Origin of the sequence: Streptomyces sp. NPDC050704, from assembly GCF_040654355.1 — a bacterium.
Lineage (GTDB): Bacteria > Actinomycetota > Actinomycetes > Streptomycetales > Streptomycetaceae > Streptomyces.
This window is the reverse complement of record NZ_JBFAHW010000044.1, coordinates 68,937-81,238: the sequence shown is the minus strand read 5'-3', so window position 1 is coordinate 81,238 and position 12,302 is coordinate 68,937. Positions and strand designations below refer to the sequence as shown.

The window sequence follows — 12,302 nt, the reverse complement described above, 5'->3', positions numbered from 1 at the left end:
GGGGGGTGAGTGGTTGTCGTCGCGGCGGCTGGCCTCGGGGGCGGGGGGGGCGACCAGGGTGGGGTGGGGGGGGGGGGGGGCCGGGGGGGGGGGGGGGGGGGGGGGGCGGCCCCCCCCCCCGCTTCGGGTCGAGGCCGGACCAACTGTGGCCCTCCGCGAAGAACTTCTTGCGGGCGAGAATCGTCATCAGCGGCTTGGTGAAGAGGAAGACGACGACCACGTCGAGCAGGGTGGTCAGACCCAGTGTGAACGCGAAGCCCTGGACCTTGCCGACGGTGACGGTGAACAGCACGGCCGCGGCGAGGAACGACACGAAGTCGGAGACCAGGATGGTGCGCCGCGCGCGCGGCCAGCCTCGCTCGACCGCGGGACGCATCGTACGGCCTTCGCGGATCTCGTCACGGATGCGTTCGAAGAACACGATGAACGAGTCCGCTGTGATACCGATGGCCACGATGGCGCCGCAGACCGCCGGCAGGTTCAGCGCGAAGCCGATGGTCGGACCGAGCAGCGACATGATCGAGTAGGTCATGACCGCGGAGGCCAGCAGCGACACGATGGCGACGAACGACAGGCCCCGGTAGTACACCACCAGGTAGATGATGACCAGGGCCAGGCCGATGGCACCGGCGATCAGGCCCGCGTCCAGCTGCTCGCCACCGAGTGCGGCGCTGACGGTGGTGACACTCGCCTCCTCGAAGGAGAGCGGCAGCGCGCCGTACTTCAGCATGTTGGCCAGGTCCTGGGCCTCCTGCTGATTGAAGCTGCCGGAGATCTCGGCGTTGCCGCCGGTCAGTTCCTGGTTCACGAACGGGTCGGAGACGACCTCGTTGTCCAGGACGATGGCGAACTGGTTCTGCGGGGACTGCTGCTGCGCGAGCTTGGCCGTGATGTCGGCGAACTTCTTGGCGCCGCCGGACGTGAACTTCATCGTGACTTTCCAGCCCGCGCCACTCTGGGCGTCGAAAACGGCCTGGGCCTCGTCGATGTCCGTGCCCGCGACCTCGGCCGGGCCGAGGATGTACTTCTGCCACTGGCCCTGGGCGTTCTGACCGCACGCCACGATCGTGTCGCTGGGCTTGGCGCCTTCGCCGGCCGTCGCGCGCTGCGACTTCTTGGTGCAGTCCAGTGCGGTGTACTCCGCCTGAAGCTTGCTGGTCGCCTCGTCGGGGCTGCCGCTCGGGGGCGGCGAGGCGGCCGGGGCCGAACCGGTCGGCGACGGAGTGGGGTCGGCCTTCAGCGCGTCGGTGACCGCGCGGCCCTGCGTGGTGGGAGTGGCCGAGGGTGTCGCGGAGGGCGAGGAGGACGAGGTGGCCTTGTCCTTGTCGCCGTCCTTGTCCGTGCCCGGGGAAGGGCTGCCGGAGGCGCTCGGGGAGGTGCTGGGCGACGCGGCGGGACCGGAGACCTCGGTGGTCAGAACCGGTCGGAAGAAGAGCTTGGCGGTGGTGCCGACCTGCTCCCGGGCCTGCTTGGAGTTCGTGCCCTTGGGGATGTTGACGATGATGTTGCGATCGCCCTGGGTCTGGACCTCCGCCTCGGAGACACCGAGACCGTTCACGCGGCGTTCCATGATGCCGACCGCGGTCTTCATGTTGGTCGGGTTGATCGCGTCCTTCTGGCCGGGCTCCTCCTTCGCCGCGAGCGTGATGCTCGTACCGCCGGCGAGGTCGATGCCGAGGCGCGGCGTCGTGTGCCCGGAGGCGAACATGCCACCGGTGAGCGCCACGATGGCGATCAGGAACAGGGCCAGAGTGCGCCCCGGACTGCCCTGGGCGGCCTGCTTTCGGCCCTTCTTAGGTGCTGCCACCTTCTCGTTCTCCCTCTTCGTCCGCCCGGCGCCGGAGTACCTGGGCGGACGGCCATGAAATGGTGTCGAGATCCCCCGCGAAGCCACACGTTCCGGGGACCGCGGTGCGCGAGCGGCGCACTCCGCGGTCCCCGGTCATGGCTACTTCGCGTCGGACTCGCCGTCGGACTTCTTCAGCTCTGCGTCATCGGCCTTCTTCGGCTCCGCGTCGGCGGACTCCTCGGCGCTCTCTTCCGCGGACTCGTCGTCCGCGTCCTTCTTGCCGAGGTCGATGGGCTTGTCGTCGGAAGCGTCGGCGGGCTCGTCGGTCTCGGTGAGGGAGGAGGCGTCGTCCGGGACGACCGATTCGTCGTCCTTGAGGTCGTGCTCGATGCCGTGGACAAGGCGGTTGTACTCATCGTCGCTGAGGACCGCGCCGATGGCGTTCTTGGCGAAGATCAGCTCGACGCCCGGTCCTGCGTCAACGAGGACCGTGTCCTCGTTGACCTCCTTCACCGTCGCGTACATGCCACCGATCGTGCGGATGCCCGAGCCGGGCTGCATGTCGTTGCGCATCTGCGCGGCCGCTTGCTGCTTCTTCTTGGCCGACCGGGTCATCAGGAACATGGCCCCGATGAGCACGATGAACGGGAGGAGGGTCACGAGACTCACGGGTCGGAACTTCCTTCATTCGACCGCGATGGTGAGCGGCCTGATGGATGGGGGTATGTACGCCGTCGGCAAAGGCGGCATCGGCGGAGTCTAAGCGAGTCCGCACTCAAGGAACAACGCTCAGCATCGCACCGCGGTTCCTCACCCCGGAAGTGGCCTCGCCGTCACGCCCCGAACAGGTCCTGTTGTCCGTTTCCACCGGTCGACGGGCGGGGCGGGGTGAGGCCGAAATGCGCCCACGCCGCCGGGGTCGCGACCCGGCCGCGGGGAGTGCGGGCCAGCAGCCCCTCGCGGACGAGGAAGGGCTCGGCGACCTCCTCGACCGTCTCGCGCTCCTCCCCCACGGCGACGGCGAGCGTGGACAGGCCGACCGGGCCGCCGCCGAAGAGCTTGATCAGGGCTTCGAGGACGCCTCGGTCGAGGCGGTCGAGGCCTCGGCTGTCCACCTCGTACACGGCGAGGGCCGCCGAGGCGATGTCCCGGGTGACGATGCCGTCGGCCTTGACCTGGGCGTAGTCGCGGACGCGGCGCAGCAGGCGGTTGGCGATGCGGGGCGTGCCCCGGGAACGGCCGGCGACTTCGGCGGCCGCCTCGGTGTCGATCTCCACGTCGAGCAGGTGTGCGGAGCGGTGGATGACGCGCTCCAGCTCGGCGGGCTCGTAGAACTCCATGTGCGCGGTGAAGCCGAAGCGGTCGCGCAGCGGGGGCGGTAGCAGGCCCGCGCGCGTGGTGGCGCCGACCAGGGTGAAGGGCGGCAGTTCGAGGGGGATGGCGGTGGCGCCGGGGCCCTTGCCGACGATGACGTCGACGCGGAAGTCCTCCATCGCCATGTAGAGCATCTCCTCGGCGGGCCGCGACATGCGGTGGATCTCGTCGAGGAAGAGGACCTCGCCCTCCTGGAGGGAGGAGAGGATCGCGGCGAGGTCGCCGGCGTGCTGGATGGCGGGACCGCTGGTGATGCGGATCGGCGCTTCCATCTCGGCGGCGATGATCATCGAGAGGGTGGTCTTGCCGAGCCCGGGGGCACCGGAGAGCAGCACGTGGTCGGCGGTGGCGCCACGCGCGCGTGCGGCCCGCAGGACGAGGTCGAGCTGCTCGCGGACCTTCTCCTGGCCGATGAACTCGTCGAGGTCCTTGGGGCGAAGGGCGGCCTCGACGGCCTGCTCCTCGCCGTCGGCGGACGCACCAACGAGCCGCTCGGCGGTGGCGTCGTCGTCGGTCGTGTCGTCCCAGTTCATTCGGTGTGCCTCGCGGTGTAGTGGGTCTGGGTCGTACGGGCGGAGGGCGGGCGGCGCCCTGACGGGAGCCGCGTTCCACGGGGACACGCCCCATAGGGGCATGAAGCACTGCGTGACCTGCCACAACGGGCCCGCGGGTTCATCAACGCACCTCCCCCGGAGCTCAGCGCGCCCTGTTGAGGGTCTGCAGGGCGGCCTTCAGCAACTGGCCCACCTGGGGCGCCCCCTGGGCCGCCTCGGCCTGCGGCGCCACCGCGGAGACCGCCTCGTCGGCCTCGCGGGTCGCGTACCCGAGCCCGATCAGCGCGGCGTGCAGCTGCTCGCGCCAGCCGGCGGTGACGGCCGTACCGATGGCCGGGCCGCCGGTGCCGAGGGGCTCGCCCAACCGGTCCTTGAGCTCCAGGAGGAGCTTCTGGGCGCCCTTCTTGCCGATGCCGGGGACGGCGATGAGGGTCTTCTCGTCGCCGGTGGACACCGCGCGGCGCAGGGTGTCGGGGCTGTGTACGGCGAGCATCGCCTGGGCGAGGCGCGGGCCGACGCCGCTCGCGGTCTGCAGCAGCTCGAAGGTCTGCCGCTCGTCGTCGTCCGCGAAGCCGTACAGGGTCAGCGAGTCCTCCCGTACGACGAGGGAGGTGGCGAGTCTGGTCTGCTGTCCCATGCGGAGCCCGGAGAGCGTGTTGGGCGCGCACTGCACGGAGATGCCGATGCCGCCCACCTCGACCACCGCGGAGTCGGGGGCGAGGGCGGCGACCGGGCCGCTGACGAAGGCGATCATGCGGGACGCCCTTTCGATGCGTGCAGGGCGACGGCCTGCTGGAGTCGGTTCTGGGCGGGTGCGCGCCAGATGTGGCAGATGGCGAGGGCGAGGGCGTCCGCCGCGTCGGCGGGCTTGGGGGGCGCGTCGAGGCGGAGCAGCCGGGTGACCATCGCCCCGACCTGGGCCTTGTCCGCGCGTCCGCTGCCGGTGACGGCCGCCTTGACCTCGCTCGGGGTGTGCAGGGCGACGGGGATGCCGCGCCGGGCGGCACAGAGCATGGCGACGGCGCTGGCCTGGGCCGTGCCCATCACCGTGGCGACGTTGTGCTGGCTGAACACCCGCTCCACGGCGACGAATTCGGGCTTGTACTCGTCGAGCCACTGCTCGATGCCCTGCTCGATGGCGACGAGGCGCAGACCGAGTTCGGCGTCCGCGGGGGTGCGTACGACACCGACACCACGCATCGTCAGGGGACGCCCCGCGATGCCCTCGACGACCCCGACGCCGCAGCGCGTCAGCCCCGGGTCCACGCCCAGTACCCGCATCCCGCCCCCTCTTTCGCTCACCTGTTTGTGCAGGCTATCGGCTCGCGCCGACAACGCGAGGACGGGCCAACGGGGGCGTGTCCCCCCTTGGCCCGTCCATGAACGCCGAGCTGAGTCCGCGTCAGGCGTCGACCTTCGCCATCACGTCGTCGCTGACGTCGAAGTTGGCGAAGACGTTCTGCACGTCGTCGCTGTCCTCGAGCGCGTCGATCAGCTTGAAGATCTTGCGGGCGCCGTCTTCGTCCAGTTCGATCTGCATCGTGGGGACGAAGTTGGCGTCGGCCGAGTCGTAGTCGATGCCGGCGTCCTGGAGGGCCGTGCGGACCTGGACCAGGTCGGTGGCCTCGCTGAGCACCTCGAAGGACTCGCCGAGGTCGTTGACCTCCTCGGCGCCGGCGTCGAGCACGGCACCCAGGACGTCGTCCTCGGACAGCTCGCCCTTGGGGACGATGACGACGCCCTTGCGGTGGAAGAGGTAGGAGACAGAACCCGGGTCGGCCATCGATCCGCCGTTGCGCGTCATGGCGACCCGGACGTCGGAGGCGGCGCGGTTGCGGTTGTCGGTGAGGCACTCGATGAGCACCGCGACACCGTTCGGGCCGTAACCCTCGTACATGATCGTCTCGTAGTCGGCGCCGCCGGCTTCGAGACCGGCACCGCGCTTGACCGCGGAGTCGATGTTCTTGTTCGGGACCGAGCTCTTCTTGGCCTTCTGGATGGCGTCGAACAACGTCGGATTGCCGGACACGTCGGCGCCGCCCGTACGGGCCGCGACCTCGATGTTCTTGATCATCTTCGCGAAGAGTTTGCCGCGCTTGGCGTCGATCACGGCCTTCTTGTGCTTCGTCGTAGCCCATTTAGAGTGGCCGGACATCTGCCTGTCTCCTTCGCGTAACCCATCCAGATACGAACGCCAGAGATCCTACAAGGACTCCGCTGCCCGGTTCGCGCGCACCATGTCGACGAACAGGGAGTGCACGCGGTGGTCGCCGGTCAGTTCCGGGTGGAACGACGTGGCGAGCGCGTTGCCCTGGCGGACGGCGACGATGTGCCCGCCGTGCTCCGCCAGCACCTCGGCCTCGGCACCCACCGACTCGACCCAGGGGGCCCGGATGAAGAGGCCCTCTACAGCATCGCCCTCGACACCCTTCACGTCGACCGCCGCTTCGAAGGATTCGTTCTGCCGTCCGAAGGCGTTGCGGCGCACGATCATGTCGATGCCGCCGATCGTCTCCTGGCCCGAGCGCGGGTCGAGGATCTTGTCGGCGAGCATGATCATGCCCGCGCAGGTGCCGTAGACGGGCAGGCCGTCCCGTACGCGCGCGCGGAGAGGCTCCATCAGCCCGAAGAGGACGGCCAGTTTGGAGATGGTGGTGGACTCACCGCCGGGGACGACCAGTCCGTCGACCTCGGCGAGTTCCTCGGGGCGCCGCACCTGCCTGGCCACGGCGTCCGCCGCGGCCAGGGCGATCAGGTGCTCCCGTACGTCACCCTGCAGGGCCAGGACGCCTATGACGGGGGTGTTGCTCATCTGCGTAGTGCCTGCCTTGTACGTCGGGTGTTCAACGAATGCTTGGGGAGGGTGAACTACCAGCCGCGGTTCGCGTAGCGCTCGGCCTCGGGGAGGGTGTCGCAGTTGATGCCGACCATGGCCTCGCCCAGGTTGCGGGACGCGTCCGCGATGATCTTCGGGTCGTCGTAGAAGGTGGTGGCCTTCACGATGGCGGCGGCGCGCTTGGCGGGGTCGCCCGACTTGAAGATGCCGGAGCCGACGAAGACGCCCTCGGCGCCGAGCTGGCGCATCAGGGCCGCGTCGGCGGGAGTGGCGACGCCACCGGCGGAGAAGAGGACCACCGGGAGCTTGCCGAGCTCGGCGACCTCCTTGACGATCTCGTACGGGGCGCGCAGCTCCTTGGCGGCGGCGTACAGCTCGTTGTTGTCGTAGCCGCGCAGCCGGGCGATCTCGTTCTTGATCTGGCGCAGGTGGCGGACGGCCTCGACGACGTTGCCGGTACCGGCCTCGCCCTTGGAGCGGATCATGGCCGCGCCCTCGGCGATGCGGCGCAGGGCCTCACCGAGGTTGGTGGCCCCACAGACGAAGGGGGTCGTGAAGGCCCACTTGTCCGCGTGGTTGACCTCGTCGGCCGGGGTGAGGACCTCGGACTCGTCGATGTAGTCGACGCCGAGGGACTGCAGGACCTGGGCCTCGACGAAGTGGCCGATGCGCGACTTGGCCATCACCGGGATGGACACGGCCTCGATGATGCCCTCGATCATGTCCGGGTCGGACATGCGCGCCACGCCGCCGTCCTTGCGGATGTCGGCGGGGACCCGCTCCAGGGCCATGACGGCGACGGCGCCCGCGTCCTCGGCGATCTTCGCCTGCTCCGGCGTGACGACGTCCATGATCACGCCGCCCTTGAGCTGCTCGGCCATGCCGCGCTTCACGCGCGCGGTGCCGGTGGCAGGGGTGTCGGTGGGCTGGGCGGGGCTGGAGAGCGTGCTGGACACGGGTTGACCTCACTCGGTGGAAAGAGGGCTCCTGCAAGAGGGCTTCTACAGACACCGAGGAAACGCCTGGGGACCAGGCCACAGCAAGGGCCAATGAATAGGCGGTGGCTCATTTTCAGTGCACGCATACGTGTTTTCCGTGGTCAGGGACCTTTCGTCGATGACCTTCAGGGAGCTGCAAGGAGCTGCAGGGACCTTTTGTGGGGTCCACGCGCGCGTGTATTCAGGTCCCCGGGCGGTCCGCGAGCGCCACCGGGGCCTCGTCGTCCATCTCGAAGGCCAGCGGGAACGGCGCGTGTCCGGCCAGCCGGAACCAGCGCACCTTGCGGTGGCGGCGCAGCGCGCGGGCCGCTCGTACGGCGTCGTTGTGGAAGCGGCGGGCCATCGGGACCCGGCGGACGGCCTGGGCGAGTTCGCGGGCGGCGTCCTCTCCGCCGGGAGCCGCCTGTACGGCCTCCACCTGCTGGGACTCTCCGAAGACGGCCCGCAGGGCCTGGCTGAGGTCGCTCTCGGCGACCTCGCGCTGCTCCTCCTCGGCCTGCCGGGCCGCGTGCGCCGCCTCGTAGAGCACGATCGAGGCGGCCGGGTCGAGCACTCCGGACGTGGCCAGTTCCTGCGCCACGGAGGCACGCCGCAGCAGCTGTGCGTCGAGTGCGGCCCGCGCCGCGTCGATTCGCGAGTGCAGCCGGTCGAGGCGGCCTGCGGTCCAGCTCAGGTAGAGGCCGATCGCCACGAGGGCGACCACGATCCAGATCAGTGTGGAGGTCACGGGCGCACAGGCTACCGGTGCGGCCCGCGTCGCCCGGCGCTGCCTCGGGTCGCGCGAGGATCAGCCGCCGAGTTGCCCGGACGTGTCGGCCGAAGGCCACCGGCGCGCCCGCCGACATGGCCTCGACCAGAATGATCCCGAAGCTCTCGCCGCCGGTGTCGGGCGCGACGTACAGGTCGACGACGTACAGGTCGACACTTCACAGGAACCGCGCCTTGTCCTCGTCGCTCACCATGCCCAGGAACTCGACGCGCGACCGCAGCTCTTCGGGAGGCCTCTCGACGGCCTCCTCCGCGTCACCGCGCCCGGCCCGCCTTCGTACACGGTCGACACCACCGCGATCCCGCGGCCGCGCGCGGCCGCCGAGCGCCGGGACGCACTTGCCGAGCTCCCCGGACGGGCCCCGCCTCGCCGCGCCCGGACGCCGCCACCGGCCCGTGCTCGTCCTCGGACGCCGCGATCGGGGAGGCGTGCCCGGCCACCGCAGCCGTGCGTCGCGGCCGGTGCCGCGCGCCCGCCTCAGCGTCCGGGCACCGCCACCACGTCGCCACCGGCCTCGGCCCCGGCCACCGTGAACCGCATGGAACAGATGTCCTCCGGAGCGGCCTCGACGCGGCACCCCAGCCGCTCCTCGATCATCCGTGCCACGGCGAACAGCCGGATGCGCTCCTCCGGCGTGTACGCGGGGAAGGTCGCCCACCCCTGGCGGGCCAGCCGCTCCCCGATCTCGGCGGTGAACACCGCGCGGACACGCAGCTCCTCCTCTGCCGTCAGAGGCGTCGTGGCGTTTTCCCTCGGCACTCCCTGTACTTCCCGTACTTCCCGTACGTCTCTCGTCCCACCCACCATGTCCGCCTCCCCTGTCCGTTCCGTCAGTCCCGGGCCAGCCCGAACCGGGCCAGCAGCCCGCCGTGTTCGTCGGGCTCGTCGGCGGCGACCGCCGCGGCCCCGTCGGTGACCGTCTCGTAGACCGACAGGATGTCCGCCCCGACCGTCGACCAGTCGAAACGCCGCACGTGGGCGCTCCCCCGCTCGCGCAGTTCCGCGCGGCGCTTCGGGTCGCCGAGAAGCCGCAGCGCCGAGGCGGCCAGTGCGTCCGCGTCCTCGTTGGCGAACAGCTCGCCCGCCGCGCCCTGGTCGAGGACCTGCGCGAAGGCGTCCAGGTCGGAGGCGAGCACGGGCGCGCCCGCCGACATAGCCTCCACGAGGATGATCCCGAAGCTCTCGCCGCCGGTGTTGGGCGCGACATACAGGTCGACGCTGCGCAGGAAGCGCGCCTTGTCCTCGTCGCTCACCATGCCCAGGAACTCGACGCGCGACCGCAGCTCTTCGGGAAGCTTCTCGACGGCCTCCTCCTCGTCACCGCGCCCGGCGACCAGAAGCCGCGTCCCGGGCCGCTCGGCGAGGATCTTCGGAAGGGCCTTCATGAGGACGGGCAGGCCCTTGCGGGGCTCGTCGATGCGGCCGATGAAGCCGATCGTGTCCCCCTGCCACTCCGGCTTCGGCTCGACCTTCGCGAAGAATTCGACGTCGACACCGTTCGGGATGACGACGGCGTCGCCGCCCAGGTGCTCGACGAGGGTGCGCCGCGCGTACTCGCTCACCGCGATCCGCGCGCTGATCTTCTCCAGCGCGGGCTGCAGGATCGGATACGCGGCGATCATCGCCCGGGACCGCGGGTTCGACGTGTGGAAGGTGGCGACGATCGGCCCCTGCGCGGCCCAGCAGGCCAGCAGGCCGAGGGAGGGCGAGGCGGGTTCGTGGATGTGGATCACGTCGAACGTGCCGTCGTGCAGCCAGCGCCGCACCCGCGCGGCCGACAGGAACCCGAAGTTGAGGCGGGCGACCGACCCGTTGTACGGCACCGGGACCGCGCGGCCCGCCGAGACGACGTACGGCGGCAGGGGGGTCTCGTCGTCCGCGGGTGCGAGGACGGACACCTCGTGCCCGAGGCGGATGAGGTGCTCCGCCAGATCGCGGATGTGGAACTGGACGCCCCCGGGGACGTCCCAGGAGTACGGGCAGACGATGCCGATCTTCACGGCCTCTCCCCGCCGGGCGGCCCGGAACGGGACTCCCCGTCGGCCGGGCCGGAGCGGGGCTCCAGGTCGGCGAGCCACAAGCGCTGGAGCATGTGCCAGTCCTCCGGATGGTCGGCGATCCCCGTGGCGAAGGCATCGGCCAGCGCCTGCGTCATGACAGACGTCTTCTCGGCCCGGCTACCTGACTCGGGGACGTCGACGGGTGGATGGACCCGGCCCCGCATCACGGGCGAGTCGTCGAACCAGAGCGTCACCGGCAGCAGCAGCGCGCCGGTCTGCTGGGCGAGCAGCGCGGGTCCGGCCGGCATCCGCGTGGCCTCGCCGAAGAACTTCACCTCGACGCCCGACGCGGACAGATCACGGTCCGCGACCAGGCAGACGAGGCCGCCCTCGCGCAGCCGCCGGGCCAGCGTGCCGAACGCGGTGCCGCCGCTGTGCGGCAGGACCTCCATGCCGAGGCCCTCGCGATGGGCGACGAACCGGTCGTACAGCTTCTCCGGCTCCAGCCGCTCGGCGACCGTCGTGAACGACGTCTCCAGCTCGGTGGTGACCCAGGCGCCCGCGAGGTCCCAGTTGCCCAGGTGCGGCAGGGCGAGGATGACGCCGTTGCCGGCGGCCAGCCCCTCGGTCAGATAGTGGAGGTCCTTGCCGTCGAAACCGCCCTTGATGCGCTCCTTGCTCCAGACGGGCAGCCGGAAGGACTCCATCCAGTAGCGCAGGTACGAGCGCATGCCCGCCCGGGAGAGCTCGGCGAGCCGCTCCGGGGTCGCGTCGGGCAGCACGCGCGCGTAGTTCGACTCAAGGCGTCGTACGCCCTTGCCGCGCCGCTTCCAGGCGAGGTCGGCGATGGTCCGGCCCAGCCGTACGGCAACGGGCTCGGGGAGCTTCTTGACGGCTCCCCAGCCCGCGGCGTACGCCGCGTACGTCAGCTGCCCCTTCAGACTGCTCACGACGTGGCCTCGCTGTTCTGCGAACTGCTCTGCGGGGCACCTTCCTGCGCGGCACCGTCCTGGGCAACGCTTTCCTGCGAGGCGTTTTCCTTCGCGGTCGCGGCATCCGCCTCGGCGGCCTCCCGGCGCACCGTGACGACACGCTGGATCAGCGTGACGAGGCTGCCGACGGCGACGATCCACAGCGCGATCGGCAGAAGGATGTCGATGCCCGGCACACCGAACGTGTGCATGCCCGCGAGACCGGCCGCGACCAGCGAGATCACCAGGCGCTCGGCGCGCTCGATGAGTCCGTTGACGGCGACGGGCAGACCGATCGACTCGCCGCGCGCCTTGGTGTACGACACCACCTGGCCGCTGGCCAGACAGAAGATCGAGACGGCGCACAGGACGTTGTCGTCGCCGCTGCCCGCGTACCAGAGCGCGAAGCCGCCGAAGACCGCGCTGTCGGCGACCCGGTCGAGGGTCGAGTCGAGGAAGGCGCCCCAGCGGCTGGAGCGGCCCAGCTGGCGCGCCATGTTGCCGTCGACGAGGTCCGAGAACACGAACAGCGTGATGACGATCGTGCCCCAGAAGAACTCCCCCATGGGGAAGAAGACCAGTGCGCCCACCACCACTCCGGCCGTACCCAGGAGGGTGACCGTGTCGGGGCTCACCCCCCGGCGGATGAGAAACGCGGCGAACGGTGTGAGGACACGCGTGAAGAATGCACGCGCGTACTTGTTCAGCATGGCCTTCCCGATTGGTCGGTGTGGCCGCGCGGCCCCTGCTGGCCACCGGCTGGCCCATCGTAGCCACGCGTGCGCGTGTGCGACGGTCGGGCACCCGCGCCCCGGGTCACGGCCTGATGACATCCGGGCGCGACTCCCCGCGGATGACCTACGGATGACCTACGGGAGACGGCGCGATCACGTCCGCTGTATGGACGCGCCGTGACACGAGTGCAAAGCTCGAAGACACCGCGGGCGTCGCCGGAGCCGCCACCGCACGCGGCGCCGCGTGTCCGCGCCCACAGTGACCTCACCGTGCACG

13 protein-coding genes and 1 pseudogene are annotated in these 12,302 nt (G+C 70.5%); all 14 read right to left on the bottom strand.

From position 1 onward, the window contains the following. The coding region (gene secD, locus AB0I18_RS25570; protein ID WP_363107887.1) for a protein translocase subunit SecD at nt 1–1,807 on the bottom strand (1,807 nt) is incomplete at its 3' end. A gap of 141 nt (nt 1,808–1,948) precedes the next feature. Then, nucleotides 1,949–2,458: a preprotein translocase subunit YajC gene (gene yajC / locus AB0I18_RS25565; RefSeq protein WP_363107886.1), complete on the bottom strand. Its 510-nt coding sequence runs from the start codon at nt 2,456–2,458 to the stop codon at nt 1,949–1,951. Nucleotides 2,459–2,622: 164 nt separating this feature from the next. Next, on the bottom strand, nt 2,623–3,696 hold the full coding sequence (gene ruvB, locus AB0I18_RS25560) for a Holliday junction branch migration DNA helicase RuvB (protein WP_363107885.1): 1,074 nt from the start codon (nt 3,694–3,696) through the stop codon (nt 2,623–2,625). Between the two features lie 163 nt (nt 3,697–3,859). Next, nucleotides 3,860–4,471: a Holliday junction branch migration protein RuvA gene (ruvA, locus tag AB0I18_RS25555; protein ID WP_363107884.1), complete on the bottom strand. Its 612-nt coding sequence runs from the start codon at nt 4,469–4,471 to the stop codon at nt 3,860–3,862. Then, entirely contained in the window at nt 4,468–4,998 is a 531-nt protein-coding gene (ruvC, locus tag AB0I18_RS25550) for a crossover junction endodeoxyribonuclease RuvC (protein ID WP_363107891.1), read from the bottom strand. The genes ruvA and ruvC overlap by 4 nt, the downstream gene beginning before the upstream one ends. 121 nt (nt 4,999–5,119) lie before the next feature. Continuing rightward, nucleotides 5,120–5,872 (bottom strand): YebC/PmpR family DNA-binding transcriptional regulator, encoded by a 753-nt coding sequence (locus tag AB0I18_RS25545; protein ID WP_363107883.1) that lies wholly within the window; start codon nt 5,870–5,872, stop codon nt 5,120–5,122. A 48-nt stretch (nt 5,873–5,920) separates the two neighbouring features. Beyond that, nucleotides 5,921–6,529, bottom strand: a complete 609-nt coding sequence (gene pdxT, locus AB0I18_RS25540; RefSeq protein WP_363107882.1) for a pyridoxal 5'-phosphate synthase glutaminase subunit PdxT — start codon at nt 6,527–6,529, stop codon at nt 5,921–5,923. 56 nt (nt 6,530–6,585) lie between these two features. After that, complete coding sequence (gene pdxS, locus AB0I18_RS25535; RefSeq protein WP_363107881.1) at nt 6,586–7,509, bottom strand: pyridoxal 5'-phosphate synthase lyase subunit PdxS; 924 nt, start codon at nt 7,507–7,509, stop codon at nt 6,586–6,588. Between the two features lie 223 nt (nt 7,510–7,732). Then, a complete protein-coding gene (locus AB0I18_RS25530; protein ID WP_363107880.1) occupies nt 7,733–8,278 on the bottom strand; it encodes a hypothetical protein in 546 nt (181 codons plus the stop codon). 97 nt (nt 8,279–8,375) lie between these two features. After that, nucleotides 8,376–8,588, bottom strand: a pseudogene (locus tag AB0I18_RS25525) (glycosyltransferase); the annotation flags it as partial. A 209-nt stretch (nt 8,589–8,797) separates the two neighbouring features. After that, a complete protein-coding gene (locus AB0I18_RS25520) occupies nt 8,798–9,127 on the bottom strand; it encodes a hypothetical protein (RefSeq protein ID WP_363107879.1) in 330 nt (109 codons plus the stop codon). Nucleotides 9,128–9,150: 23 nt separating this feature from the next. Beyond that, nucleotides 9,151–10,320: a glycosyltransferase family 4 protein gene (locus AB0I18_RS25515; RefSeq protein ID WP_363107878.1), complete on the bottom strand. Its 1,170-nt coding sequence runs from the start codon at nt 10,318–10,320 to the stop codon at nt 9,151–9,153. Continuing rightward, nucleotides 10,317–11,270 carry a phosphatidylinositol mannoside acyltransferase gene (locus AB0I18_RS25510; protein WP_363107877.1) on the bottom strand — a complete coding sequence of 318 codons (954 nt, stop codon included), beginning with the start codon at nt 11,268–11,270 and terminating at the stop codon, nt 10,317–10,319. Before AB0I18_RS25510 ends, AB0I18_RS25515 begins: the two co-directional genes overlap by 4 nt. Then, nucleotides 11,267–12,001, bottom strand: coding sequence for a phosphatidylinositol phosphate synthase (gene pgsA / locus AB0I18_RS25505; protein ID WP_363107876.1), 735 nt, complete (start codon nt 11,999–12,001; stop codon nt 11,267–11,269). The genes AB0I18_RS25510 and pgsA overlap by 4 nt, the downstream gene beginning before the upstream one ends. Nucleotides 12,002–12,302: the final 301 nt, after the last annotated feature.

Bases quoted from the DNA above. Each gene is read 5' to 3' on its own strand.
- ruvB (WP_363107885.1), bottom strand. From the start codon at position 3,696: ATGAACTGGGACGACACGACCGACGACGACGCCACCGCCGAGCGGCTC.
- ruvA (WP_363107884.1), bottom strand. From the start codon at position 4,471: ATGATCGCCTTCGTCAGCGGCCCGGTCGCCGCCCTCGCCCCCGACTCC.
- ruvC (WP_363107891.1), bottom strand. From the start codon at position 4,998: ATGCGGGTACTGGGCGTGGACCCGGGGCTGACGCGCTGCGGCGTCGGG.
- AB0I18_RS25545 (WP_363107883.1), bottom strand. From the start codon at position 5,872: ATGTCCGGCCACTCTAAATGGGCTACGACGAAGCACAAGAAGGCCGTG.
- pdxT (WP_363107882.1), bottom strand. From the start codon at position 6,529: ATGAGCAACACCCCCGTCATAGGCGTCCTGGCCCTGCAGGGTGACGTA.
- AB0I18_RS25520 (WP_363107879.1), bottom strand. From the start codon at position 9,127: ATGGTGGGTGGGACGAGAGACGTACGGGAAGTACGGGAAGTACAGGGA.
- pgsA (WP_363107876.1), bottom strand. From the start codon at position 12,001: ATGCTGAACAAGTACGCGCGTGCATTCTTCACGCGTGTCCTCACACCG.